At 53.6% G+C, this 25,625-nt stretch carries 24 protein-coding genes and 7 pseudogenes; 13 read left to right on the top strand and 18 right to left on the bottom strand.

All coding sequences use genetic code 11. From position 1 onward, the window contains the following. Positions 1 to 259: 259 nt before the first annotated feature. Both glyQ and glyS read left to right on the top strand, forming a co-directional pair. Positions 260 to 1,183 carry a glycine--tRNA ligase subunit alpha gene (gene glyQ, locus SYMBAF_RS14245; protein WP_040264259.1) on the top strand — a complete coding sequence of 308 codons (924 nt, stop codon included), beginning with the start codon at positions 260 to 262 and terminating at the stop codon, positions 1,181 to 1,183. Beyond that, positions 1,180 to 3,249, top strand: a complete 2,070-nt coding sequence (glyS, locus tag SYMBAF_RS14250; RefSeq protein ID WP_040264198.1) for a glycine--tRNA ligase subunit beta — start codon at positions 1,180 to 1,182, stop codon at positions 3,247 to 3,249. Before glyQ ends, glyS begins: the two co-directional genes overlap by 4 nt. Before the next feature lie 40 nt (positions 3,250 to 3,289). Here glyS and SYMBAF_RS18205 read toward each other — a convergent pair. Further along, positions 3,290 to 3,409, bottom strand: a pseudogene (locus SYMBAF_RS18205) (Fic family protein); the annotation flags it as partial. A gap of 12 nt (positions 3,410 to 3,421) precedes the next feature. After that, positions 3,422 to 3,646: a hypothetical protein gene (locus SYMBAF_RS17920; RefSeq protein ID WP_040264199.1), complete on the bottom strand. Its 225-nt coding sequence runs from the start codon at positions 3,644 to 3,646 to the stop codon at positions 3,422 to 3,424. A gap of 234 nt (positions 3,647 to 3,880) precedes the next feature. Here SYMBAF_RS17920 and SYMBAF_RS14260 point away from each other — a divergent pair, with 234 nt between their 5' ends. Both SYMBAF_RS14260 and SYMBAF_RS14265 read left to right on the top strand, forming a co-directional pair. Then, positions 3,881 to 4,600, top strand: coding sequence for a DUF3053 domain-containing protein (locus SYMBAF_RS14260; RefSeq protein ID WP_040264201.1), 720 nt, complete (start codon positions 3,881 to 3,883; stop codon positions 4,598 to 4,600). A gap of 417 nt (positions 4,601 to 5,017) precedes the next feature. Next, positions 5,018 to 5,598 (top strand): annotated as a pseudogene (locus SYMBAF_RS14265) (PTS mannitol transporter subunit IICBA); the annotation flags it as partial. Between the two features lie 1,282 nt (positions 5,599 to 6,880). On the opposite strand, the pseudogene SYMBAF_RS14270 reads toward SYMBAF_RS14265, so the two are convergent. Next, a pseudogene (locus SYMBAF_RS14270) lies at positions 6,881 to 6,991 on the bottom strand (integrase); the annotation flags it as partial. A 53-nt stretch (positions 6,992 to 7,044) separates the two neighbouring features. Here SYMBAF_RS14270 and SYMBAF_RS14275 point away from each other — a divergent pair. Beyond that, positions 7,045 to 7,155, top strand: a pseudogene (locus SYMBAF_RS14275) (IS5/IS1182 family transposase); the annotation flags it as partial. Positions 7,156 to 7,167: 12 nt separating this feature from the next. Here SYMBAF_RS14275 and hemW read toward each other — a convergent pair. Genes hemW through SYMBAF_RS14305 form a run of 6 tightly spaced genes read right to left on the bottom strand, consistent with a single transcriptional unit; the run spans position 7,168 to position 11,379 of the window. After that, positions 7,168 to 8,346 (bottom strand): radical SAM family heme chaperone HemW, encoded by a 1,179-nt coding sequence (gene hemW, locus SYMBAF_RS14280; protein ID WP_040264203.1) that lies wholly within the window; start codon positions 8,344 to 8,346, stop codon positions 7,168 to 7,170. Further along, positions 8,339 to 8,932 carry an RdgB/HAM1 family non-canonical purine NTP pyrophosphatase gene (gene rdgB / locus SYMBAF_RS14285; protein ID WP_040264205.1) on the bottom strand — a complete coding sequence of 198 codons (594 nt, stop codon included), beginning with the start codon at positions 8,930 to 8,932 and terminating at the stop codon, positions 8,339 to 8,341. The genes hemW and rdgB overlap by 8 nt, the downstream gene beginning before the upstream one ends. 25 nt (positions 8,933 to 8,957) lie before the next feature. Continuing rightward, on the bottom strand, positions 8,958 to 9,251 hold the full coding sequence (gene yggU / locus SYMBAF_RS14290; protein ID WP_040264207.1) for a DUF167 family protein YggU: 294 nt from the start codon (positions 9,249 to 9,251) through the stop codon (positions 8,958 to 8,960). Then, positions 9,248 to 9,802 carry a YggT family protein gene (locus SYMBAF_RS14295; RefSeq protein ID WP_040264209.1) on the bottom strand — a complete coding sequence of 185 codons (555 nt, stop codon included), beginning with the start codon at positions 9,800 to 9,802 and terminating at the stop codon, positions 9,248 to 9,250. Before SYMBAF_RS14295 ends, yggU begins: the two co-directional genes overlap by 4 nt. A 31-nt stretch (positions 9,803 to 9,833) precedes the next feature. Next, positions 9,834 to 10,655 (bottom strand): pyrroline-5-carboxylate reductase, encoded by an 822-nt coding sequence (proC, locus tag SYMBAF_RS14300; RefSeq protein WP_040264212.1) that lies wholly within the window; start codon positions 10,653 to 10,655, stop codon positions 9,834 to 9,836. Positions 10,656 to 10,671: 16 nt separating this feature from the next. After that, the gene (locus SYMBAF_RS14305; protein WP_040264219.1) at positions 10,672 to 11,379 is read right to left on the bottom strand and encodes a YggS family pyridoxal phosphate-dependent enzyme; all 708 of its coding nucleotides are present in this window, start codon (positions 11,377 to 11,379) and stop codon (positions 10,672 to 10,674) included. A gap of 20 nt (positions 11,380 to 11,399) precedes the next feature. Here SYMBAF_RS14305 and SYMBAF_RS14310 point away from each other — a divergent pair, with 20 nt between their 5' ends. Further along, positions 11,400 to 12,455, top strand: a complete 1,056-nt coding sequence (locus tag SYMBAF_RS14310; protein ID WP_052447660.1) for a type IV pilus twitching motility protein PilT — start codon at positions 11,400 to 11,402, stop codon at positions 12,453 to 12,455. Here the strand turns inward: SYMBAF_RS14310 and ruvX are convergent. The 4 genes from ruvX to rsmE all read right to left on the bottom strand — a co-directional run bounded on the left by ruvX (position 12,418) and on the right by rsmE (position 15,245). Continuing rightward, positions 12,418 to 12,840 carry a Holliday junction resolvase RuvX gene (gene ruvX, locus SYMBAF_RS14315; protein ID WP_040264221.1) on the bottom strand — a complete coding sequence of 141 codons (423 nt, stop codon included), beginning with the start codon at positions 12,838 to 12,840 and terminating at the stop codon, positions 12,418 to 12,420. The genes SYMBAF_RS14310 and ruvX overlap by 38 nt on opposite strands. After that, positions 12,840 to 13,403: a YqgE/AlgH family protein gene (locus SYMBAF_RS14320; RefSeq protein ID WP_037389254.1), complete on the bottom strand. Its 564-nt coding sequence runs from the start codon at positions 13,401 to 13,403 to the stop codon at positions 12,840 to 12,842. Before SYMBAF_RS14320 ends, ruvX begins: the two co-directional genes overlap by 1 nt. Before the next feature lie 149 nt (positions 13,404 to 13,552). Beyond that, positions 13,553 to 14,503, bottom strand: coding sequence for a glutathione synthase (gene gshB / locus SYMBAF_RS14325; protein WP_040264223.1), 951 nt, complete (start codon positions 14,501 to 14,503; stop codon positions 13,553 to 13,555). A 10-nt stretch (positions 14,504 to 14,513) separates the two neighbouring features. Further along, positions 14,514 to 15,245, bottom strand: a complete 732-nt coding sequence (gene rsmE, locus SYMBAF_RS14330) for a 16S rRNA (uracil(1498)-N(3))-methyltransferase (protein WP_040264226.1) — start codon at positions 15,243 to 15,245, stop codon at positions 14,514 to 14,516. A 326-nt stretch (positions 15,246 to 15,571) separates the two neighbouring features. Here rsmE and SYMBAF_RS18540 point away from each other — a divergent pair. Beyond that, positions 15,572 to 15,738: pseudogene (locus tag SYMBAF_RS18540) on the top strand (LysR family transcriptional regulator); the annotation flags it as partial. Between the two features lie 3 nt (positions 15,739 to 15,741). On the opposite strand, the pseudogene SYMBAF_RS14335 reads toward SYMBAF_RS18540, so the two are convergent. Continuing rightward, positions 15,742 to 15,849, bottom strand: a pseudogene (locus SYMBAF_RS14335) (malonate decarboxylase subunit alpha); the annotation flags it as partial. 302 nt (positions 15,850 to 16,151) lie between these two features. On the opposite strand from SYMBAF_RS14335, the gene lpxP reads away from it, so the two are divergent. Beyond that, complete coding sequence (gene lpxP / locus SYMBAF_RS14340) at positions 16,152 to 17,072, top strand: kdo(2)-lipid IV(A) palmitoleoyltransferase (protein WP_040264228.1); 921 nt, start codon at positions 16,152 to 16,154, stop codon at positions 17,070 to 17,072. A gap of 196 nt (positions 17,073 to 17,268) precedes the next feature. Here the strand turns inward: lpxP and SYMBAF_RS14345 are convergent, their stop codons facing one another. Then, the gene (locus SYMBAF_RS14345) at positions 17,269 to 17,430 is read right to left on the bottom strand and encodes a hypothetical protein (protein ID WP_160289780.1); all 162 of its coding nucleotides are present in this window, start codon (positions 17,428 to 17,430) and stop codon (positions 17,269 to 17,271) included. Positions 17,431 to 18,052: 622 nt separating this feature from the next. Here SYMBAF_RS14345 and SYMBAF_RS18545 point away from each other — a divergent pair. The 4 genes and pseudogenes from SYMBAF_RS18545 to zur form a co-directional block, all read left to right on the top strand. Further along, positions 18,053 to 18,495: pseudogene (locus SYMBAF_RS18545) on the top strand (two-partner secretion domain-containing protein); the annotation flags it as partial. A gap of 72 nt (positions 18,496 to 18,567) precedes the next feature. Next, entirely contained in the window at positions 18,568 to 18,783 is a 216-nt protein-coding gene (locus SYMBAF_RS17940) for a hypothetical protein (RefSeq protein WP_040264234.1), read from the top strand. 33 nt (positions 18,784 to 18,816) lie between these two features. Then, entirely contained in the window at positions 18,817 to 19,071 is a 255-nt protein-coding gene (locus SYMBAF_RS17945; protein WP_040264236.1) for a hypothetical protein, read from the top strand. A 543-nt stretch (positions 19,072 to 19,614) separates the two neighbouring features. Further along, the gene (gene zur / locus SYMBAF_RS14355; protein ID WP_006708067.1) at positions 19,615 to 20,127 is read left to right on the top strand and encodes a zinc uptake transcriptional repressor Zur; all 513 of its coding nucleotides are present in this window, start codon (positions 19,615 to 19,617) and stop codon (positions 20,125 to 20,127) included. Positions 20,128 to 20,304: 177 nt separating this feature from the next. Here zur and dinF read toward each other — a convergent pair whose 3' ends face one another. The 3 genes from dinF to SYMBAF_RS14370 form a co-directional block, all read right to left on the bottom strand. Beyond that, positions 20,305 to 21,645, bottom strand: coding sequence for an MATE family efflux transporter DinF (gene dinF, locus SYMBAF_RS14360; protein ID WP_040264238.1), 1,341 nt, complete (start codon positions 21,643 to 21,645; stop codon positions 20,305 to 20,307). Between the two features lie 112 nt (positions 21,646 to 21,757). Continuing rightward, on the bottom strand, positions 21,758 to 22,366 hold the full coding sequence (lexA, locus tag SYMBAF_RS14365) for a transcriptional repressor LexA (protein WP_040264241.1): 609 nt from the start codon (positions 22,364 to 22,366) through the stop codon (positions 21,758 to 21,760). 99 nt (positions 22,367 to 22,465) lie between these two features. Continuing rightward, positions 22,466 to 22,834, bottom strand: coding sequence for a diacylglycerol kinase (locus SYMBAF_RS14370; protein WP_040264243.1), 369 nt, complete (start codon positions 22,832 to 22,834; stop codon positions 22,466 to 22,468). Between the two features lie 144 nt (positions 22,835 to 22,978). Between SYMBAF_RS14370 and plsB the strand changes: the two genes are divergently transcribed. Further along, on the top strand, positions 22,979 to 25,444 hold the full coding sequence (plsB, locus tag SYMBAF_RS14375) for a glycerol-3-phosphate 1-O-acyltransferase PlsB (protein ID WP_040264246.1): 2,466 nt from the start codon (positions 22,979 to 22,981) through the stop codon (positions 25,442 to 25,444). Positions 25,445 to 25,625: the final 181 nt, after the last annotated feature.

Consider the following 25,625-nt stretch of genomic DNA (forward strand, 5'->3'; position numbering starts at 1 on the left):
TGTGTTTTTTAACGATAAGACAAAAACCAGCGAGATGATCGCACCGGTTAGCAAATTGACCTGCTGAAGCTAACTTGTTTAAAGAATCATCGGCGGCAAACCACAAGCTGCGGGCGCTATAGCCTCATTTGGGTGCATAATAATTCTATGCAGCTTAACCGATTCACACATGTCGCTGGATTCGGGCTGTATATCCTACGGTCAACAGGTATACTGGCGCATTCCATCTAAATCCACTTGTATCGCGTGCGAATTCAACATGCAAAAGTTTGATACCATGACCTTTCAGGGTCTGATCCTGACACTACAGGACTACTGGGCGCGCCAAGGTTGCACCCTTGTTCAACCATTGGACATAGAAGTCGGCGCAGGAACCTCACACCCGATGACCTGCCTACGTGCACTCGGCCCAGAGCCCATGGCCACCGCTTACGTGCAGCCTTCTCGTCGCCCGACCGACGGTCGCTACGGTGAAAATCCGAACCGCCTTCAGCACTACTATCAATTCCAGGTGGTGATTAAGCCCTCTCCGGACAACATTCAGGAGCTGTACCTCGGCTCGCTGAAGGAACTGGGGCTAGACCCGACTATTCACGATATTCGCTTCGTGGAAGACAACTGGGAAAACCCAACCCTCGGCGCTTGGGGTCTAGGATGGGAGGTTTGGCTGAACGGCATGGAAGTGACGCAGTTCACCTATTTCCAACAGGTCGGTGGCCTGGAGTGCAAACCCGTTACTGGTGAGATCACCTACGGCCTGGAACGCCTAGCGATGTACATCCAGGGCGTGGACAGCGTTTACGATCTGGTGTGGAGCCACGGTTCGCAGGGCATCATCACCTACGGCGACGTATTCCATCAGAATGAAGTGGAACAATCCACCTACAACTTCACCTACGCCGATGTAGATTTCCTGTTCTCCTGCTTCGAGCAGTACGAGAAAGAAGCCCAATCGCTGCTGGCGCTAGAAAAACCGTTACCGCTGCCCGCTTACGAACGTATTCTAAAGGCTGGCCATACCTTTAACCTGCTGGATGCCCGCAAGGCTATCTCGGTGACCGAACGCCAGCGCTATATTCTACGCATCCGCACACTGACTAAAGCCGTTGCCGAAGCCTACTACGCTTCCCGTGAAGCGCTGGGCTTCCCAATGTGCAAAACGAGAACTCAGAGGCAGCCATGACTCAACAGACTTTCCTGGTGGAAATCGGCACGGAAGAGTTGCCGCCGAAGGCTCTTCGCTCGCTGGCGGGATCCTTTGCCGCCAACTTTACCACCGAGCTGGAAAATGCCAACCTCGAACACGGTTCAGTGAGTTGGTTCGCCACTCCTCGCCGTCTGGCACTGAAAGTGGCTAATCTGAGCGCGGCACAGGCTGATCGCATCGTTGAAAAACGCGGCCCGGCGATCAACCAAGCGTTCGACGCTACAGGCAAACCTAACAAAGCGGCCGAAGGCTGGGCGCGTGGCTGCGGCATCACTGTCGATCAGGCCGAACGCCTGGTGACCGACAAAGGCGAGTGGCTGCTGTACCGTGCCCACGTTAAAGGACAGCCTGTGCAGCAACTGCTGGCCAGCATGGTCAACACTGCGCTGTCTAAATTGCCGATCCCGAAGCTGATGCGCTGGGGTGATTCCGAGGTGCAGTTCGTGCGTCCGGTGCATACCGTAACCCTGCTGCTAGGCGCAGAACTGATCCCTGGCAGCGTGCTAGGAGTTGAATCTGCGCGTACCATACGCGGCCACCGCTTTATGGGCGAAACCGAGTTCACCCTCGACAATGCTGATCACTACCCGCAGATCCTACTGGAGCGCGGTAAAGTGATCGCCGATTACGAAGCACGTAAAGCTCTGATCAAGCGTGACGCCGAGCGAGCGGCGGCAAAGATTGGCGGCAAGGCCGATCTGAGCGAAAGCCTGCTGGAAGAAGTCGCCTCGCTGGTGGAGTGGCCAGTGGTACTGACCGCCAAGTTCGAAGAGGAATTCCTGGCGGTGCCAGCGGAAGCGCTGGTGTACACCATGAAAGGCGACCAAAAGTATTTCCCAGTGTACGGCAGCGCAGGCAACCTGCTGCCAAACTTTATCTTCGTGGCCAACATTGAATCCAAAGACCCACAGCAAATCATCACTGGTAACGAGAAAGTGGTGCGCCCGCGTCTGGCGGATGCTGAGTTCTTCTTCAACACTGACCGTAAAAAACGTCTAGAAGACCACCTACCACGTTTAGACACTGTACTCTTCCAACAACAATTGGGCACTCTGCGCGACAAAACCGATCGCATTCAGGCGTTGGCGGGCTGGATTGCTGGCCAGATTGGTGCCGACGTCAACCACGCTACCCGTGCGGGCCTACTGTCGAAGTGCGACCTGATGACCAACATGGTGTTCGAGTTCACCGACACCCAAGGCGTGATGGGCATGCACTATGCGCGTCATGACGGTGAGGTGGAAGACGTCGCCGTTGCGCTGAATGAGCAGTATCAGCCACGCTTTGCCGGGGATAGGTTGCCACAGTCGCGGGTCGCCTGTTCACTGGCAATCGCCGACAAAATGGACACCCTAGCCGGTATCTTTGGCATCGGGCAACATCCAAAAGGCGACAAAGACCCGTTTGCCCTGCGCCGTGCCGCACTGGGTGTGCTGCGCATCATCGTCGAAAAAAACCTACCGCTGGATCTACAAATCCTGACCGAAGAGGCCGTGCACCTTTACAGCAGCAAGCTGACCAACGTCAAGGTGGTCGATGAGGTAGTGGAATTCATGTTAGGCCGTTTCCGCGCTTGGTATCAGGAAGAAGGGCATGCGCTAGACACTATTCAGGCAGTGCTCGCGCGCCGGCCGACCAAGCCGGCCGACTTCGATGCTCGCGTCAAGGCCGTCAGCCACTTCCGTACTTTGGAAGAAGCGGCGGCGTTGGCGGCAGCCAACAAGCGCGTCTCCAATATCCTGGCTAAATCCACGGATACGTTGAACAACCACGTACAAGCTTCAGTATTACAGGAAGCCGCTGAGATCCAACTGGCGAGCCATCTGGTGGTACTGCGCGACAAGCTGGAGCCATATTTCGCTGCTGGCAATTATCAGGACGCACTAGTGGAGTTGGCTACCCTACGCGAGCCGGTAGATGCTTTCTTCGAGAATGTCATGGTGATGGCCGAGGACGATGCAGTGCGCGTGAATCGTTTGACACTACTAAGCAAGCTGCGTGAGCTGTTTTTGCAGGTGGCGGATATTTCTGTATTGCAGTAACCGGTACTTTGTGGTGAAAAGGCGCTTACGAGCGCCTTTGTTACTTCTGGCAACCGGCAGCCGTTAACCGATAACGTTGCAAGCGGCTGTTGAGTTTATCTGGCAGTGTCATTTCTATCCATCCTGCATTTAAGGCCGGTTGCAGATAACGTTCGCGAAAAGATTTCCGATCCTATAGCTGCAATGCGTTCTGTATCGCTCCCCGCGCCATTTCTCCCCGCAATACCGCCAGCAATTCGGTGACTTGGGGGGTAAGGCTCTGCTCAAGCGCTTGCAGAATCATCTCCAGCATACATTCGACCAAAGGCGTACAGTCGGTTTTCTGCTTGCTGGCGTTAAGCGCCTGGTCATGCAGTATGCAAGAGGTGATGGTCAACGGAGGCTGATAAAACGACATGCGCAAGTTAGCCTGACGATAGGTGATAAAGGATACAAAAGTGTATCATGTGCGCTTTACCTGCGCAGCAGCCCGTTATTGACCACCCTGCGGCCATCGGCCACAGTAATGTTTATCTGGCACGCAATCGCGTATCGCATCGTTGTCAGTTGATCTATTCTTATAGGCGCACGGAGTGCAGCAAAAGGCAGGGAGTCCGATGAAAAAGCAGGTTGATAACAGGGGTTATGTCACATGGCATTAGGGATCCAAAATAGAGGCTTCACGCGTTGGTGGTTGCCAGTATTGGCGTTGTTGATGATCATGCAACTGACCGCCTGTGGCGATAAAGAGCCAGAACAACGCAAAGCGTTCATTGACTACTTACAGAATACGGTGATGTACAGCGGGGCGAGACTCCCCACACTGAGCGAAGATCAGCAAAAGAAGTTCAGCAACTATAACGGCGATTACGCCATTTTAGTCGGCTTTTCCCAGCAGTTGTCCAAATCCATCGGTGCGAGCCTGACGCCAGCGCTGGATCAGATCAACCAAATCCGCGTTGCCCAGGATTATATGAGCAAGCGTGATGCCTTACAGCAGTCAATTGGGGCGCTCAACTTGTTGGGTCAACAGATCCAATCAGCCAAGTCGCAGGCAGATGCCGCGCGTATGGCGTTGAAACAGCCAGATGATCTAAAAGCGGTGTACAACCAGGTTTATGACAACATTGTCACTGTGCCAACTCACGCACTGATGCCAGCGATCCCAACCACCACCAGCTTCATCCAGGATCTGGTACACATTGGGGATTTTTTGCAGGCTCAAGGCAACCAGGTGAGCTTCAACAACAATGGTGTGCAGTTCCGCACAGCTCAGCAGGCGACGCAATATAACGCCATGATATTGAATCTGGTGGCCAAACAGCAGGATTTACTGAAAGCACAGCAGACCATTCAGCCCTTAATGCAATAAGTTCTTTCTATTCAAAACCCCAGGCCGACAGCCGGCCTGGGTTAATTCCTCTCAGCCTTTCCAATAACTCACGCGCTGCTAGCTCCCACAACTTCTGGCACTTCAATTAATCGTATTGCTATTCCCCAGCGGGAAAAGACTCCCAGGGAAAATCACTTTCTAGCCTGGCTCCCATCACGTCGAAAAATAACTTGATCACATTTTTGTGCGGAATTTATCCATTAATGTGCTGTTCATCACTAAAAATACCCCTACCACCGGATGTTATACGTGATTTATGTCACAAACACCCATGAGGTTCACCTAATAAAACAACGTGATAGAGTCCACTGCGCATAACGCAATAAACACGGCTGGCACGTCACAACAATAATCACGCACTCTGCTGTCAACGCGTAATAAATAGGGGTGGGTTTTATGTTTTCACCAAACATCAGAGTTAAAGTTCAAAACGTTGACCGCTTCCTGAGTAACATGGTCATGCCCAACATCGCTACCTTTATCGCTCCGCGTTACTCATTCCTTCCGGCTGGCTGCCGAATGAAGCCCTCGCCAAGCTGGTCGGCACCATCACCACCATCGGCGTGATCGTCGACGCAGACATGCCGATGTTCCTTGGCACCATGATTACCGGCCCATTAGGTGGCTGGACAATCATGCATGTTGATCACTGGGTAGACGGCAAGATCAAAAGCGACTTTGAGATGCTGGTGAACAACTTCTCCGTAGGTGTCACCGGCATGCTACTGGCGATCCTGGCCCTCCTGGGTATCGGCCCACTGGTGGAAGCCTTACCCAAACTGCTGACGGCCAGCATACATGCCATGGAAGTGAACCACCTGCTTCCACTGGCATCAATCTTCATTGAACCGGCGAAAATCCTGTTCCTGAATAACGCCATCAAGCACAGCACCTTCTCACCACCGGGCATCCAGCTGGCCACGGAAACGGGCAAGTCGGTATGCTTTCTGATTGAAACCAACCCCGCCCCAGGCATCATGCATGCATAACAATTGCTGATTTGCTTGTTTTTTGTCAACTTGAATACCAAGCTACTATTTATCCGACTAATTTATTTGCTAGCAGACCATGTTGATGTCGCACTTGTCTGCGAAGTTGCCAAACGATGGATTCTCGTTAGTAGTAGGTTCGGGAACCGTTGCCGCTGTTCACGTCCTGCAACATCGATATGATAACCAGCGACGAACAGGGCAATTATACTCGAAGGATAAACACCTGAATGGCAAAACTTTCACTCAACGCATTGAGCGTAACAAGCTGCTGACATCAAGCATCCGTATTAAATGGCTGGTTTGCAAGACGAAATGCGGATAACGTTCGATTGAGCTACATGAAAACGTCATCGCTGCCTGCATGGAAAAACACTTGTTCTACTCATTTAAGGTATCACCATTCGCCCTTTAAAAAATAATCACTAGTTAGAGTTTGCGTTATAAAAAGAGGGGCATATATGGAAAATGATAGTTTTTTTATTTCGCTTTATTAAATTTATTTTTACTCATTTTTAATAGGTGTTTAATTGCCATCATCAGCGGATAGCTGGGGTTATAGAGTAGATAGCAGCCCCCCTGATGTTGTATTCAGTGATGGTTTTCACCCCTTGGTACTAACAATGATATTCTGCCGCATTTCCGAGGAGCTTCATGCATGGCGGGAAGTAGGGATAGTGCATATGTTGCTACTACATCAAGCCTTGACAACATGTTAGCTATTGCAGTTGCATATTACTCCAATCCCAATTTCACATGGAACCTTTACTTATACAGGATGGATACCGACAGTAGTTTTTATGAACTTCGGCATTCAATAGATTATCTTGCAGAGTGAGGTACGGAATCAAGTGCAGCAGAGCTGGCAATAGCACAGTTCCAACATGAAATAGTCACGCAAAGAGTACTGGGTCAAAATATAATGTAAGGAATAGCGTTGGCATTTAATCCGGCTGATAGAAGTGTTAGTTTAGGATTAGTAAAAACGAACAGTTTTTATCCGCATAGAGATACAACATATAGTCAGCATCTGTTACCTAATCTCAATTGGCATAGAGAAATAAGCCATAGAATATTTGCATTCGGGCGATGGGTAGGCGCGTGTTTTGCATTAAAAGATGTTAGGGATATCCTGCATCAGTCTTTTTCAAAGCAGATACGACCTACAGGCATCGATTTTTATGATGCCCGCCCAATGTTCAATTCCCCGTTACTTGTAACCAACCAGTGGTCCGTGCAATTTATCTTTTCAACGGTAAACACACCTGTCTTAGTTCCACGCACTTTTTGAGATTTCCGGGTTTTCAGCCATCAGCCGGTACTCTTCCGGCGTCAGGTTATTCAGGAGTCCATGGGGGCGTTCGCTGTTGTATTCGTTCAGCGGCTTTGTTGAATAAATCGAACTTTTGCCCTCACCCAGGAGCAGATCACGCATCGCCAACGTTACATAACTACGAGGGTCAGGTTACAGAGGCTTTGGCCATAGTGCGTGCTCTGAATAAAATGACCAAGGTAGGTATGCCAAAAAGTGGGCGCATTGCCTGAGCGTCGGAGCTATCACGGGGCTGCTGACCCAAAATCTGATTTATTCAACAAAGCCTCGTCCACCAGGAACAACTCTAGCAACGCGTTGAGGAATAGCTTGCCTTGCTCAGTAATTTGCCAATATTCCGGCGTCTCCTTCAGATAACCTTTCATCAGCGCTTCCTCTAACTGCGGGCGGATGGCGCTTTCCGCCAGCCCAGTGTAGTTGACAAAATCGGCGCGTGGCGCAGCCTCTAGCAGGCGGAAGCGGTTCATGAAGAATTCGAACGGCCGATCCGCTAGCACCACTTCATGCTGTTTATCCCTATATTTTCCCTGCATAAAACCACGCGGATGTTTGGTCTTCGCCGTGCGCAGGATGCGGCCATCGCTGAAAGTCAGTTTGCCGTGCGCACCGCAGCCGATCCCCAAATAGTCGCCAAAACGCCAATAATTGAGATTGTGCTGACACTGATAACCCGGCTTTGCATAGGCCGAGGTTTCATACTGCTGATAGCCGGCGTCGCTTAGCAACTGATGGCCTTGCTCGAAGATATCCCATAACGCATCGTCGTCCGGCAACACCGGCGGGCGCGAACTGAACAGGGTGTTCGGCTCAATGGTTAGCTGATACCACGACAGGTGTGGCGGGTTAAGGGCGATCGCCTGGCGCAGATCATCCAGCGCGTCTTCCAATGACTGGTCTGGCAGGCCATGCATCAAATCGAGGTTGAAGCTGCGCAGACCGAGGCCAGTCGCCAAATGCGCCGAACGTTTAGCCTCTTCCGCACCATGGATGCGCCCCAGACGGATTAACTTCTCAGCGTTGAAGCTCTGCACACCGATCGAAATGCGGTTCACACCGGCATGCTGGTAGCCACTAAAGCGATCGGCCTCGACGGTGCCAGGATTGGCCTCCATAGTGATCTCAGCGTCGTCGGCAACGCGGATGCGTGAGCGCACGCCGTCTAACAACGCCTGCATCGCTTCGGCGCTCAACAGGCTGGGGGTGCCGCCGCCGATAAAAAGGGTGCTGATTTCACGATCCCCCGCCAGCGGCAGATCGGCATTCAGATCGGCAAGCAGGTGATCGACATACTCCTGATGCGGCACCTCCCCCTTCAATGCATGCGAGTTGAAGTCACAGTACGGGCATTTCTGCACACACCACGGGATATGAATGTACAAACTCAGCGGGGGCAGTTTAAGCATTGCGCATGGCAGCCAGCATCAGCTTTAATGCTTTACCACGGTGCGACAGCGCGCTTTTCTCCTCGCGGCTCAACTCGGCGGCAGTACGGCCCAGCTCTGGCAGGTAGAAGACTGGATCATAGCCGAAGCCGCCTTCACCCAGGGTTCCAATGGTGATTTCACCCACCCAACTGCCATGGCACACTAGCGGTGTGGGGTCTTGTGCATGGCGCATGTAGACCAGCACGCAGTGGAATTGCGCCCCACGGCTGCCCTGCGGCACGTCTTTCAGCGCCGCGAGTAATTTGTCGAGGTTTTGCCGATCAGAGGCGTTATCTCCCGCGTAACGAGCAGAGTAGATGCCCGGCGCGCCGCCTAGCACGTCCACCGCCAGGCCAGAATCGTCCGCGATCGCCGGTAGGCCGGTTTCCTGCGCCGCGTGACGCGCCTTCAGGATGGCGTTTTCGATAAACGTCAGGCCGGTTTCCTCGGCGGGATCGACACCCAGTTCCGTTTGTGCAATCACCTTGAATTCAACATCGGCCAACAGCTCGGCGAATTCACGCACTTTGCCTGGGTTAGCGGTGGCAAGAACAACGTTTTGCATAGCAACTACCTTGAAAATGATTCAATTATGCTGTGTATAGCGCCGCGACCACGGCGGGGATCTGCTGCGGATGAATGATGTGTAATTGTTTATGCCGCCCCAGTTCGCCTTTCTCAATGGTGACGTTACTTCTCGCCACTTTGAACTGCTTGGCGAGAAACTTGATCAAATGGGCGTTGGCCTGGCCGTCGACTGGCGGGGCGGTAATGGCAACTTTAACTTCGTCGCCATGCAAACCGATGATCTGATCGCGGCTAGCTTTCGGCTGGATATATAGCCTGATCGCCAGCCCATCCGCCACGGGGATGACTGCACTCACAGCAAGAACCACAGTTCGCCAAACAGATCGATACCCAAATAGTTGAGCAGATACAGGATCAAGATCACCACCATAGCGGAAAAATCGATGCCCCCCATCGCCGGGATGATGCGGCGGATCGGTGCCATCAACGGTTCGGTCAACTGGTACATCACATAATCAATCGGACTGTGCCCCTGGCTGATCCAGCTCATCAGCGCACGGATAATCATCACCCAGAATATCAAGTAACCGACGGATTTGACCAACGAGATCAAACCAAACAACAGGTTATACGGGTTAAGCGATATCGCGCCACCCTGGATCAGCAGCAGTAGTGGGTACTTGATGGTCATCAGCAGGAACGCCAGCAGCAGCGAGGCGCTGTCAATCGGTCCCAGCGAAGGGATGATGCAGCGCAGCGGAGCGACCACTGGCTGGGTGATCTTGACCACAAACTGTGAGAACGGGTTGTAAAAATCGATGTGCGTCCACTGCATCCAAATGCGCAGTAGTAGTACCATCACGTAAAGATCAATAACGGTCTTGACCAAAAAAGTCAGCGTTAGCATGTTACAGCCCTTCCCATTAACATTATGTTATTTAAAATAATTTTTCCATTTCCTGCGCGCGCGATACCGCCGCTTGCATAGCTTTGGCTACGGTTTCCGGCAGTTGCTGTTGGTTAAACACCCTCAGCGCTTCAGCGGTGGTGCCACCTTTGGAAGTCACCTGCTCGCGCAGCGTGGACAATGGCGTATTCGGGTTGGCTTCCACCAAGGCGGCAGCACCGGAGGCGGCCTGCTGCACCAGATCGCGCGCGGTTTGGCAGTCAAACCCCATACGCTCGGCCTCATTTTGCATTGCTTCCATAAACAGGAAAAAATAGGCCGGGGCGCTGCCCGCTGCGGCGATCACCCTATTGATGCCGTTTTCGTCATTAACCCAGCAGACTTTGCCGACCGCACTCATCAGATCGGCGGTGTATTCACGATCCTGCGGGCTAACCTGCGGTGGCGCATACAGCCCGCTCATGCCTTTGCCAACCAGTGATGGGGTGTTTGGCATGATGCGCACCAAGCTCAGCTTGTCGCTCAACAGTTGATAGAAACGGCTGACCTGGATACCGGCGGCGATCGACAGCACCAGCTTGCCAGTAAAGTCGACGTGTTCCCGCAGTGGCTGACACACCTCCGCCATCATCTGTGGTTTGACCGCCAGCACCACGACTTCGGCTTCGCGCACGCTGGCGATATTATCACCACTGCTGACGATGCCTAAGCTCGCCATCAGCGCATCCCGGTTCTTGGTTGAGGGGGCGCAAACACGGATGAATTTGGCCGGATAACCGTCCGCCACCAAGCCAGCGATGATAGCGCGCGCCATATTGCCAGCACCAATAAAGGTAATCTTGCGATATTGCATCAAATCCCTCTCTTTGTCAGGCGGGTGAATAATCACGGTGACCAAAAATTGCAGTGCCGATGCGTACCATGGTGCTGCCTGCGGCGATAGCCGCCGCCATGTCATCGCTCATGCCCATCGACAGTGTGTCTACCTGCGGGTAACGTTGCCGTAGCGCCAGAAAAGCATCGTTCATCTGGCCGAACACCGCGAGTTGCCGTGGGTAAACCACTTCCGGTGCTGGAATGGCCATCAGCCCACGCAACATCAGGTTCGGCAGCGCGACGATCGCCTCGGCCAGCGCTGGCAGCGCATCCAGTACAATGCCAGATTTGCTCTGCTCATCGCTGATATTTATTTGGATCAGCACGTTAAGCGGTGCCATCGTGGCCGGGCGTTGATCGTTCAGCCGCTCGGCGATACGTAGCCGATCCACTGTCTGGCACCAAGCGAAATGTTCCGCCACCAGACGGCTCTTATTCGATTGTAGTGGGCCGATAAAGTGCCATTCTAGCGCCGTCCCTTCCGGCAAAGCGGCGAAATGCTGAATTTTGTCTACCCCTTCCTGCACGTAGTTTTCACCAAATGTGCGTTGACCCGCAGCGATAGCTTCAGCGATCACCGCCACAGGTTTGGTCTTACTGACGGCAAGCAAGGTCACTTCTTCTGGCGCGCGCGCGCAGTCTTGCGACATCGTCGCAATGCGGTTTCGGACATCCTGCAGATTCTGTTGGATAGTACGCATAATTGACCTAGGAGATTGATATGGATATCGGTGAATTAGTCGCCCTTAGTGTAAAGCATAATGCCTCCGATCTGCACCTTTGTGCTGACCATCCACCAATGTTGCGCATTGATGGCGAATTGCAGCCGCTGGCAGGGGCGGAAAACCTAACGCCAGAACAGATGTTAACCTGGTGTGATGCACTGTTGGCTTCCCCGCAACGCCGCGAGCTACAGCAGCAAGGGCAGGCCGATTTTGTTGTGCAACAGCCAGATGGCACTCGGCTGCGCGCCAATGCGTTTATGCAACGGCAAGGGATCTCTTTGGCGCTGCGCCGCATTACCGACCTTTGCCCAACGCTGGCGGCGTTGGCAGCGCCAGCAATACTCCCGACGTTACTGCGGCGCGAAGATGGCCTGATTTTGGTCACTGGTGCCACCGGCAGCGGTAAGTCCACCACCTTGGCAGCGATGATCGATGAGATCAACCGGCACCAGCGGCGGCACATCCTGACGCTGGAAGACCCGATCGAATTTATTCATCACAGCCAGCGTTCGTTGGTTCAACAGCGCGAAATTGGCCGTGACAGCCACCGTTTCGATGGGGCATTGCGCGCTGCGCTACGAGAAGATCCGGATGTGATCCTGCTGGGCGAGTTGCGCGATACCACGACCATACGCCTCGCGCTTACCGCAGCGGAAACCGGCCATTTGGTGCTGGCGACTCTGCATACCCGCAGCGCAGCGCAGGCGATTGAGCGACTGGTAGACGTGTTTCCAGCCGAGGAAAAGCACTGTGTCCGCGCCCAATTGGCCGGTAGCTTGCAGGCGGTGATCGCCCAAAAGCTGCTAAGACGCCCCGGTAGTGGAAGGGTGGCTATCTTTGAAGTGCTAACAGCAACGGCAGCAGTCAGCAGCATGATCCGCGAAGGCAAAACCCATCAACTTAACAGCGTGCTGCAAACGGGGGCGCAGTCCGGCATGCAGACCTTTGAACAAGGGCTGCAACAGCGGATCGAGGCGGGTTTGCTGGGCGGAAATGGCGCGGAGGCAGGCGGTTTTAGCCCTGCTGACGCCCGAACCAACTTTCCAGAATAACCACCGCCGAGGCGGAGTCTACGCTACCCTTATCCAGAGCGCGGAAGCCGCCGCGATCAAACAAGTTGGCGCGGGCCTCAACGGTACTCAAACGTTCATCATGCAAGGCAATCTGCACACCAAAACGACCATGCAGGCGATTGGCAAACTTGCGTGCCTGCTCGGTCACCGGCTGCTCGCTGCCATCCATATTCAACGGCAAGCCAACCACCACCAGATCCGGTTGCCACTCTTGCAGCAGCTTGGCGATTTTCTGCCAGTCTGGTGAACCAGCCTGCGCCTTGAAAGCCGCCAGTGCGCGGGCGCTGCCCGTCAACTCCTGGCCAATCGCCGCGCCAATGCTTTTGCTGCCGAAATCGAAGGCGATAACGGTGCGATTGCTCATCAGGCGTGTCCTACGTGGTTGACGATGCTGCGGATATCGACGCCCAAGCGGTTAGCAGCCTCACGCCAACGCTTGGCGATCGGCGTATGAAACAGAGTGTCGGTGTCGGCTTCGAGGGTCAACCAAACATTCTCCAGCACTTCCTGCTCTAATTGGCCTGGCTCCCAACCGGCATAGCCCAACGCTACCAGCACATTGTCCGGCTGCTCTGGAGTACCCAGTGTTTCCAACACGTCTTTCGAGGTGGTAATCATGGTTTGCTCTGAGATCGCCATGCTGTAACCAAAGCCCTGGCATGGCGTATGTAAGATAAAGCCGCAGTCATCTGCCAATGGGCCACCAGCAAATACCGGTTTTTCCAGGTTGATCGCCGGATCGCGTGTTTGGGGCATGATCTTCAGCTTGTTTAACACCATCGCTACCGTGCATTGCTCCAGCGGCTTATTGATCACTAACCCCATAGCGCCTTCTTCATTATGCTCGCAGATGTAAATGACCGATCGTGTGAAGCAAGAAGCCTGAAGTGATGGCATGGCGATCAGAAAATGGTGCTGTAGATTCATGGCGTTATCAGGGTGATTGATGGGGGATAAATTAAACAACCGCCAGTATGCGGCCATACCCGTAACCTTTCAAGCCATAGCCTGGCCTAAAGCGACAATCACGGCGCGAAAGGGGCAATGGCAGGCGGTTTTCCGCCCGCATTGCAGATTCACTTCGCCGCCAGACGCTTTTCTATCGCTTCCATCAGCAGGCTAGTGATAGACACCGAGAAGGCTGCCTCGATCTCACGCGCACAGGTGGGGCTGGTGACGTTGATCTCAGTCAAGCGGTCACCAATCACGTCCAGGCCGACGAAGAACAGCCCTTTTGCCTTTAACGTTGAAGCCACCGCGTGGGCGATTTTCCAGTCACTCTCGCTCAGCGGACGCACTTCGCCGTGACCACCAGCCGCCAGGTTGCCTCGGGTTTCACCATGAGCAGGAATACGCGCTAGGCAGTAAGGCACCGGTTCACCATCGACCACCAGAATACGTTTATCGCCTTCCTTGATCGCCGGCAGGAAATTCTGCGCCATGCAGAAGCGCTTGCCGTGCTCGGTCAGGGTTTCGATGATCACTGACAGGTTCGGATCATCCTGCTGCACACGGAAGATCGATGCGCCGCCCATGCCATCCAACGGTTTGAGGATAATGTCGCCGTGCCGCTGGTGAAAATTGCGGATATGTGCGGCACGGCGGCTGACCAAGGTGTCCGGCGTCAGTTCAGGGAACCAGGCGGTGAATAGCTTCTCGTTGCAGTCACGCAGGCTTTGCGGTTTATTGACCACCAGCGTGCCTTTAACCTCTGCACGCTCCAGTATATAGGTCGCGTAAATGTATTCAGTATCGAACGGTGGATCTTTGCGCATCAGGATCACATCCAGATCTTGTAACGCCAGATCCTGCTCGGCAGCAAAACTATACCAACTTTCCTGGTTTTCTTTTACGCTCAGCCGCCGCGTGCATGCGCGGCCATCACCAGCGTGCAGATAGAGATCGTTCATCTCCATGTAGTGCAGCTCCCAGCCACGGCGCTGCGCTTCAAGCAGCATGGCAAAGCTGGTGTCTTTCTTAATGTTGATGGAAGCGATAGGATCCATCACGATGCCGAGCTTGATCATCTTTTCTCCTTTATCCCAGATCGCCGAAACGTACCTGCAAAGCGGTAATTGCGGTGAGCGCTGTAGTTTCTGTACGCAGAACGCGTGGCCCCAGCAGGATATCAGTAAATCCATGGCCGGTGGTCATCGCAATTTCGTTGGCGGATAAACCGCCCTCTGGGCCGATCAGCAGGCGGAGGTGATCCACTGGCAGCGGCAAGGTGTTGATACTGTGGCGGGCGCATGGGTGCAAATTCAGTTTCAGGCTGCCGTCCTGTTCGGCGCACCAGGCCTCCAGCGGCATCGCCGCGCGAATTTCAGGAATGCGGTTGCGGCCGCACTGTTCGCAAGCGGCGATGGCGATCTTCTGCCACTGCTGAATTTTTTTTATCAGGCGCTCGCCAGAAAGCACAACGCCGCAGCGTTCAGAAAACAGCGGGGTGATGACGTTGACGCCCAGCTCAATGGATTTTTGGATGGTGAACTCCATCTTCTCGCCACGCGAGAGCACTTGGCCAAGATGCAGGTTGAGCGGTGACTCAAGGTCTTCCACCCGGCCAGCACCGAGCCGCACCTGAACACTTTTCTTATCCACCTGGAGGATCTTGGCATCGAACACCTGATTGCTGCCGTCGAACAGCGCCAACGCCTGACCGATGCTCATGCGTAGTACGCGCCCAACGTGGTTGGCCGCCTCAGCGCTCAGGGCGATTTCCTCATAGTCGGTCAATGGCTGCGGATGGTAAATACGGGGTATGCGCATGTGATGCTCTGATCCTAACGAAAGGGCACAGCGGATTGGCTGTACCTTGAGAGATAGATATAGATAAAGGCTATAGTAGGTTAGAGACGATTTTCAATCCTAAATAGCGCTTCCTGATGCCGTCACACTTTCGCCAGCCCTTTTTTACCAGCGGATAACAGGTGCAGCAGAATGGCGGTATTTATCCGAGGTGGGCATTATCACCGCCATCGCCGATCTACCAACAAAACCGGCCGTTTACACTTTTCCCCTGCCCTTGTAGCATCGGTTCCGGGGTAGTCGGGTAAGATAATGTATCGCCTTTCTTAATTTTAACGAGCCTTGCCATGAAAATAGACGTTGCGGTCACCTTCCGAAAGCGCGAAATTTTCATGACGTTTATGGAGAGCAGGAATATCGCCCGTACTGGCGAAATACTGGGGATTAGTGGTGTCAATGTTCATCGTGCTTTGCCCCCCTTAAGGAAGGCGTTCGTTGTCCGCTGTGTGTTCACAACATCGTGGAAAGCGGTGGCTTCTACTAACGCTGGAGTATCTTCGGTGCTGGCTCCGGTGCAGAGATTTCCTTTACGGTCAGCTTTAAACCCGGCGACCAGAGCAACATTAGCTTTAACGTAATGATTGATAGTCAGTTTTGTGATTCAGACGAAAGACTAGAGTGAAGATATGTTCTCTTGCCTATTGTCTCTCGATTCTATGGTAGGATAGATATACTTAGCGTCGCTTTCGACTAGCCAACAGCTATCCCTCTGAAGCCAGATTAGCAACGTATACCACCTTCGAATATCAATGAGTCAAGAATCTGCCTAAGCCATGGTGTTACTCGGGGTCTGAGAAATTGTATCGCTTTTGAATGGTTCCGTTAACGGTCACCGGTTGCCGTTCCCAAATGCATAAATGAGTTCATATGAAGCATCCGCAAAAATTTCAATCGGCGCTGCTGCACCCACGTTATTGGCTAACCTGGTTCGGTCTGGTCTCGTTATTCTTGCTGGTTCAACTCCCCTATCCGCTGTTGCATCGGCTTGGTAGGTGGATGGGCCGCAGCTCAATGCGCTTTCTGAAACGCCGAGTCTCCATTACCCACCGTAACCTGGAGCTGTGCTTCCCCGATATGGATGAAGCACAGCGCGAACGCAAAGTAGTGGGCAACTTCGAATCGCTGGGCATGGGTCTGATGGAAACCGGTATGGCCTGGTTCTGGTCGGACAAGCGTGTCAAACGCTGGTTCAAGGCTACCGGCATCCATCACCTGAAAATGGCGCAGCAGAACCAACGCGGCGTGTTGGTGATTGGCGTGCATTTTATGTCGCTGGAGCTGGGTGGCCGCGCCATGGGCCTGTGCCAACCGATGATGGCGATGTACCGCCCGCACAATAACAAGGCGATGGAATGGGCGCAGACTAAAGGCCGCATGCGTTCCAATAAAACCATGCTCGATCGCAAGGATCTGCGCGGTATGGTGCGCGCACTGAAGCATGGTGAAGCTGTCTGGTTCGCTCCAGATCAAGACTATGGCCCACGTGGCAGTGTGTTCGCCCCGCTGTTCGCCGTCGAGCAAGCTGCTACCACCAGCGGCACCTTTATGCTGGCGCGCATGGCCAAGCCAGCGATGGTGCCAGTGGTGCTGATCCGCCGCGAGAAAGGCCGTGGCTATGACCTGCTGATCCAACCGGCGCTGGAAGATTATCCGCTCACCGATGAACTAGCGGCGGCTGCCTACATGAATAAAGTGGTGGAAAAGGAGATCATGCGCGCGCCAGAGCAATATATGTGGCTACACCGCCGTTTCAAAACTCGGCCACTCGGCTCCCCGCCTTTATATTGATCTGAAAATTTTTGGCTCAGTAAAACCCATTTCATGCAGTTTTAACGCGCTGATTTAACGTTCTACTACCGTACCCTCGCAACGAAACGTCACAGAGTTAGCACTATTTTACACTAAGCGAAACAGTAGCACGCCGCAGCGCACTACTGTTTAAAAATCATGCGGGTGATTTAGCAATCACCCTTAATGTTAAGGATTACTTAACCTTAACGCATACCCATTTGCCAGCAACATTCACTGCAATTTCATCATCCTGGCATTGGATAGGTGCAGGGGCAGCTTGGACATAAGCAGTAGCAGCAGAAAACGCGGTACCAGCAAGCAATGCTGAAGCAAGTAATTTACTGAATTTGTTCATAAAAATCACCCTTCTTTGTTTAGGTTAATAATTAGTAACATGATATGTGAGGAAGAATTACCTCACGGAATCTATTATAGTCAAAAAAAAAATAATGCAATAACTAATAAGATAAATTAATGACTAGACAAATGTTACAGCGCGCTACAGGCATACCCACCCATGCTTGGATAACGGAGGAAAGGTCTACGCTGGCAGCACTCCTAAAACGGCACCTATGGGCACCAAGCAGATATCGCCTCGCAACTGTGCGAGGCGATATCCGGCAATGGCAGGTGAGCGCTGGGGTCATTTGAACACGCAGCCCAGGTGCAGGCGGTGAAGTTTAGTGGGCCAAATAATAAGCGGCTCGTCACTGCAAATGGCCCTAGCCCGCCCCAAAAGCCGCTACTGCACGTTATTCAGTTTATACCTATGCCTTTACTACGGGATTTTGGGTCTGTGACGCCGCCATGCTCAATGACTGAGGTTGCCCCACGCATCTGGCTTAGTTACCCTTTGCCTCCACGTTAGTCAACATGATGGCATCAATGACAAACGCCTCCTGATCAGACCGTGAAGACCTCGCCCACCTCGCGTTCTGTGCCCTCGTTGCGTTACATACCGCTGTTCAGCAAGGTGCTGTCACCACCCCAACACCCCGAATGCAATATTGCCCACCGGCAAACCGGTTCTGAGTGCCGATGGTAGCTTGCAGGCGCTGGAAGTGACCCAGGGGGGCAATCAGCATTCAGGGCAAAGGGCTGGATGCCAGCCAGAGCGACAAGTTCGCGCTGATTGCCCGCGCCACCGACATCAACGTGCAACTGCATGCCAAAGACGCGGCCATCACGCTCAGAGCCAACCGGGTGGATGCACAAGGCAACGTTACGCCGAACGCCGGTCAGGTCGAGGTACACTGGCGCGCTAGGCGGGATGTATGCCAATCGCATTCATCTGGTCGCCAGTGAAACCGGCGTTGGCGTCAACCGCGGCAACCTCAATGCCCGTGATGGGGATATTACCCTTGATGCCAGCGGCAAACTGACGCTGAATAACTCGCTGGCGCAGGGGAGCCTGAGCGTCAATGCAGCCGATATTGCACTGAGTGGCAGCCATCAGTCCGCTCAGAACGTCACCTTGAACAGCCAGGGCTAATTGGCACTGAACAACACCTCGGTGAAAGCCGGTCAACAGATCGCGCTCAATGGCGGTGAACTGGCGCTCGAGCAAACCACGCTCAGCGCGGCACAGGATATCCGGTTGAGTGCTGCGGGTTTGCTGCGTTCGACCAACAGCACCCTGCTGGCAGGCACGGACGTACAAGGTAACTTGACCGCCACGCAGCGGCTTGCGGTAACAGCCGGTAAGTAGCAGTGGCTGAACAGCCAACTTGGGGCTGGGACTGTGATTGCCGAAGCCCTGCGTGGCTTGGTGCTGGATGGCGGCTCCCAACTGACCGGGCTGAGTGGCGTAACGCTGCAGGGTGGCGCGCTGAATCTGGCGGGGAAAGCTAGTTCCGGTGGGGATTTCACCGTGCAGGGTGCCAGCCTGCAAAGTGCAGCCAGCAGCGTACTCAGCGCACAACAGGATCTTCATTTCACCTTCAGTGGCAACGCGGATTGGCTGGGGCAACTCACTGCCGGGCGCGATCTGGCGTGACAGGCCAATAATCTGAATAACGCGGGCCAACTGGCCGCCAGTCGTAACAGCCAGATAACGGCACAGATGCTTAACAACAGCGGGCTGATGCAGGCACAGGGTGAACAGACGTTGAACGTTGGCCATGGCGGTGCGGGATACCCTGGACGTAAGTGTTTCGCTGTATACCGAAGGCCCACTGAGCGTGTGTGCCGGTGAGTTCCTGCTGACCGCTAAACGGGATGCCGCAGCCACATTGCGATTATTATCACCGATATCTATCCGGCTAACTTTATTGTGTTAATGCGACAAAACTCTATCCGCTGATACTCCAGTCGTGGTGCAGAAAATGGGGAGAGCCTATCAGGTTGCTTCCACTACCGTTACATTGCGGGCGTGCAATAAGACGGCAAGTGTATTTATCGTGAAAGCAAAATATTCTGACCCCATAGGTTCGCAAAAGCTGGCGCTGCTACCTGGGTAACCCAAATAGAATCCGTTGTCTCGGTGATTCGCCGTAATTATGTTAAAATAGGTCATTTAACTCCGGGAGCGGTATTTGCGATGAATTCAACCACCCAGGAAAATCTGTTAGCGCAGGCTGAACAACTCTGTCGGCAACGCAATGTGCGATTAACGCCGCAGCGGCTGGAAGTACTGCGCCTGATGTCACAGCAGCCCGGTGCAATCAGCGCATACGACCTACTCGACCTGCTGCGGATCGCCGAGCCACAGGCTAAGCCACCCACGGTTTACCGCGCGCTCGATTTCCTAATGGATCAAGGGTTTATCCATCGGGTAGAGTCGGCTAATAGCTATATACTGTGCCACCATTTTGGCCAGCCGATGCATACCTCTGCGCTGTTTATTTGTGATCGCTGTAGCCAAGTGACCGAGCGCACCACCGAGGACGTGGAAAAAACGCTGCAAAAGCTAGCGAAAGAGTCAGGGTTTGCGCTGCGCCACAGCGTGGTGGAAGCACACGGTCTGTGTACTGGCTGTGTTGAGGTTGAAGCTTGCGACAGCAAGCATGATTGTGGCGAACACGACCATAGCATCGCCATCAAAAGGAAATAGGCTGGGCTAACAGGATCTCTTTGTAGCTATCGTCAAGCCAGCTATAGTAGCTTCAGGCGTCAATCCGCGAATGCCTCTGGTGCTATTAGCGCTACTTGTTGTAAGTTCCCCAAGATTTCACTTCTTTCTCAGCCGCCTCTTTTTTCTGGCAGCATCAATGCGTATTAGATATTTCCATCATTCTGGTGCTGCAAACCAACTGCCATGCACCCTATGGAGATGCCAGCGCCAGCCCAGCGTCAGACCACGCAGTATGAGGAATACCGCCAGCGCCAGCCACAACCCGTGGTTGCCTAGCCACGGTACGCTAAACAGTGTCAATACATAGCCAACGGCCGCCACCGCCATGCTGTTGCGCATCTCTGCACCACGGCTGGCACCAATAAACATACCATCCAGCAAATAACACCACACGCCAACCAACGGCAAGACAACCTGCCACAGCAAATAATGATGAGCCAACGCACGCAATTCATGCAGCGAGGTCAAGGCCGCCACTATCTGCTGACCAGCCAAGAAGTAGAGCACAGCAAAGGCCAACGCTACCAGGCAAGCCTGACGACAGGCAGCGTGCCATATTTTTCTCAGTTGGCTGTCATCACGCGCACCATAGGCATGACCCGAATGTGCTTCAACCGCATAGGCAAAGCCGTCTAAAGCGTAGGCGGAGAAGGCCAGAAGGTTCATTAATACCACATTTACCGCCACCACCTCGCTGCCTAGGCGTGCGGCAAAGAGGGTCAGCGAGGCGAAGCACAGTTGTAGCAGCAACGAGCGCAACATGATGTCGCGGTTTAGGGCCAGCAAGCGCCTAAGGTTGCCGCGCCAAGCCTGTTGCAACATCAGCAACGATATCCCACGCATGCGCATTACCCGCCACGCTAGCCCTAGCCCCAGTAGCAGCGTGGCATATTCTGAGATGGCAGTCGCCATCGCTGCCCCTTGCACCTTCCAGCCCAGTCCCATTACCAGCCAGATATCCAGCACAATATTCAGCAGGTTGCCGACAATCAGGAAGATCACCGGCGCACGCACATGCTGCACGCCGAGCAGCCAGCCGAGTAGCACCATATTGACCAGTACTGCCGGGGCGCTCAACCAACGAATGTCCAGAAACAGTCGCGCCTGTTCCAGTACCTTAACGTTGCCACCAACGATCCGCAGCGCCAAATCAATCAGCGGGTGGCGCAGCAGCACCATTGCCAACCCGGTCAATAGTGCCAATAGAAGCGGCTGCATAAAGGCACGCGCCAGCCTCTGCTGGCTCTGCGCTCCCAGCGCTTGGGCGGCCAACCCGGTAGTGCTCATGCGCAGAAACAGTAGCAGCATAAACAGGAAATTACTGACCATCGTGCCGATCGCCACACCGCCCAAATAGATCGGGCTATCAAGATGGCCGATCACAGCAGTATCCACTAACCCTAGCAACGGCACGGTGATATTGGAGAAGATCATCGGCAGGGCCAGGTGCCACAGGGCTTTATCGGTGTCGCTGGTAAAGGCAGAGATCAGGTGCATTATGCAATGTTCCCATGGTAGTGCAGTTGCCACATTAGGTGGAGTAAAACGAAACCGCCCCAAAACAGGGGCGGGTTAAATCAGGGGACAACGGTTTAGTTAGGCGTGACGCTTAAATCCAGTCGCCATTGCGGATCACACCGACTGCCAGACCTTCGATAGTGAAATTTTGCTGGCGCAGATCGACCACTATCGGTTGAAATTCGTTGTTTTCCGGCAGCAATTCAACCATGTTACCGCTTTTTTTCAGTCGTTTGACGGTAACTTCATCTTCAATGCGCGCCACTATGACTTGGCCATTGCGCACATCCTGAGTTTTGTGTACCGCTAACAGATCGCCATCCAAAATGCCGATATCGCGCATCGACATGCCGATAACCCGCAGCAGGAAATCCGCGTTTGGTTTAAATAAGGAAGGATCTACCTTATAGTGGCCTTCAATATGCTGTTGAGCCAACAGTGGCTCGCCAGCAGCCACACCACCAATCAGCGGTAAACCTGCTTCATCTTCCATCAGCAGGCGTATGCCGCGCGACGCGCCGGAGATGATCTCGATGACCCCTTTGCGCGCTAACGCCTTCAGATGTTCTTCGGCGGCATTTGGTGAGCGGAACCCCAGACGCATAGCGATCTCAGCACGTGTCGGCGGCATGCCTGTCTGCAAAATATGATCGCGAATCAGTTCATAAACCTCTTGCTGCCTGGTAGTTAGTGCTTTCATTCCACCCCCTGTTCGTTTATACAGTTTTGCTGTAAGTATATACAGGCATGCCTGAATTGGGAACCGACGAATGAATAAAATCAGGGTGTCACGCCCCGTTCAAATGAAGTGTTGCAACAAAATCGACCCCCAAACGAACAGCGCCAACACGATCGCCAGCAACACTGCCGCTGCCCCCATATCCTTTGCACGGCCAGACAGTTCATGATATTCACTACCTACCCGATCGATCACCGCCTCTATCGCGCTGTTCAGGATCTCAACAATCAGCACCAATACCACCGATCCGATCAATAAAATGCGCGCTATCGCACCTACATTCAGCCAAATTGCCAGTGTGATAGCCAGCATGGCCACCACCAATTCCTGGCGGAATGCCGCCTCATGCCGCCAAACAGCGGCAAGTCCTTTATAAGAATAGCCAGCGGCTTTAATAATACGGGTCAGGCTGGTTGCTTGATTTGCCATGTTTCTGTGCCTTTCTCAGGGGTAAATCATAAAAAGAGTCTAGATCACTTAGTGATGTCGGCTCTCGTTTTCCAACACCGCAGATCTGCTACCCGGTTTCTGGTATGCTTGTGTTGCATTGCTAACAAGAGGCTTCACGTAGTTATGTCAGGTTGGCGTAAAATTTATTATAAATTATTGAATTTACCACTCAAATTATTGGTAAGAAGCAAGGTTATCCCTTCAGATCCTGTCAGGGAGTTAGGATTAGATCCCTCACGGCCGATTTTGTATGTTTTGCCTTATAATTCCAAGACGGATTTGCTGACGCTACGCACTCAGTGCCTGGAGCAGGATCTGCCCGATCCTCTTGACCTATTGGAAATCGACGGCACGGTGCTGCCGAGCCACGTGTTTATTCACGATGGCCCGCGCCTGTTCCGTTATTACACGCCGAAGGAAGAGTCAGTAAAGCTGTTCCACGACTATCTGGATCTGCACCGCAGTAATCCGCGTCTCAATATCCAGATGCTGCCGGTCTCGGTGATGTTTGGCCGTTCACCTGGGCGAGAAGGCCAAGGCACACCACACCTGCGCCTGCTGAACGGCGTGCAGAAATTATTAGCTGTGCTGTGGCTCGGCCGTGACAGCTTCGTACGTTTCTCCAATACTGTTTCGCTGCGCCGCATGGCCTCCGAATACGGCACAGACAAAGCCATCGCGCAGAAACTGGCACGCGTGGCGCGCATGCACTTTTCGCGCCAGCGTCTGGCCGCAGTCGGCCCCAGCCTGCCAGCACGTCAGGATCTATTCAACAAGCTGCTGGCTTCCAAAGCGATCGAAAAAGCCGTCGAAGACGAAGCACACAGCAAGAAAATCTCCCTTGATAAAGCCCGACAGAACGCCATCGTGTTAATGGAAGAGATCGCCGCTGATTTCTCCTACGAGGCCGTGCGCCTTTCCGACCGCGTGTTGAGCTGGACCTGGAACCGGCTGTATCAGGGCATCAACGTTACCAATGCTGAGCGCGTTCGCCAACTGGCCCAAGACGGCCACGAGATCGTCTATGTACCCTGCCACCGTAGCCACATGGACTATTTGCTGCTGTCCTATGTGCTGTATCATCAAGGGCTGGTGCCGCCACACATCGCGGCCGGCATCAACCTCAACTTCTGGCCAGCCGGGCCGATCTTCCGTCGCCTGGGCGCATTCTTCATCCGCCGTACCTTCAAGGGCAACAAGCTGTACTCCACGGTGTTCCGCGAATATCTCGGTGAGTTGTTCACTCGGGGTTATTCGGTAGAATACTTTGTGGAGGGTGGCCGTTCTCGCACTGGACGCCTGCTGGAGCCAAAGACCGGCACTCTGTCGATGACCATTCAGGCGATGCTGCGCGGCGGCACCCGGCCGATCACTTTGGTGCCGATTTACATCGGCTACGAACATGTGATGGAAGTGGGCACTTACGCCAAAGAACTACGCGGTGCCACTAAGGAAAAAGAGGGTCTGCTTCAGATGCTGCGCGGCTTGCGCAAGCTACGCAACCTGGGCCAGGGTTACGTCAACTTCGGCGATCCGCTACCACTGACCGCCTATCTGAACCAGCATGTGCCGCAGTGGCGTGAATCGATCGATCCGATCGAAGCCCAACGCCCAAGTTGGATGACACCAACGGTCAACGATCTGGCGGAAAAAATCATGGTGCGCATCAACAATGCCGCTGCGGCCAATGCCGTAAATCTATGCTCTACCGCGCTGCTGGCCTCCCGCCAACATTCGCTGACCCGCGAGCAATTGCTTGAACAACTTGAGTGCTACCTGCAATTAATGCGTAACGTGCCTTACGCCCACGATGTTACCGTGCCGGCTCAGACGCCGGATGAATTGTTGGATCATGCGCTGAGTATGAACAAGTTCGCGGTAGAGCAGGATAACATCGGCGATATCATCATCTTGCCGCGTGAGCAAGCGGTGCTGATGACCTATTACCGCAATAATATTCACCACCTGCTGGTACTGCCTTCACTGATCGCCACTATAGTGATGCATCACCGCAAAGTGTCGCGCAGCGAGTTACTGCGGCAGATTGACCTGATTTACCCCATGCTGAAGGCTGAATTGTTCCTGCATTACGAAAAGGAACAGTTGGCGGAGGTGCTACAGCCGCTAATCAATGAAATGATTCGTCAACAGTTGATCTGTGGTAAAAACGAGGATCTGGTGCTAAATCCGGCTCGTATCCGTCCATTGCAGTTGCTGGCCGCTGGCGTGCGTGAAACCCTGCAACGCTATGCCATCACCATGTCAGTGCTCAGCACTAACCCAAGCATCAACCGTGGTGCGCTGGAGAAAGAGAGCCGTATCATGGCACAGCGCTTGTCGATGCTACACGGCATCAACGCGCCGGAGTTCTTCGACAAAGCAGTATTCGCCACCTTGGTGGCGACGCTGCGTGAAGAGGGCTACATCAACGATATCGGCGATGCGATCCGTGAGCCTACTTTGGAGGTTTACACCATGCTGAGCGACCTGATTACCCCAGAAATCAGGCTGACTATCGAAAGCGTCAGCATGCCGGTAGAAATCAACGCGCAACATGAAGCGGCTACCGAGGAAGCGAAAGAGGACTGAACGGCAACCTGTAACAAATACGCCAAAGGCACCGAGAGGTGCCTTGGTTTATTACCCGCAGTCCGTTAAGAACCCTTATTTTATTTGCCATTTTGGCCCTAATGCTCACCATCCTCACGGACTCCCTGTACGCGCCGGTTGTTGCACGCTGTCGGTGTCCAAACTGGCTGTAACAATGTAT

The sequence above is a fragment of the Serratia symbiotica genome (assembly GCF_000821185.2).
In the GTDB taxonomy this organism is placed as follows: Bacteria; Pseudomonadota; Gammaproteobacteria; order Enterobacterales; family Enterobacteriaceae; genus Serratia; species Serratia symbiotica.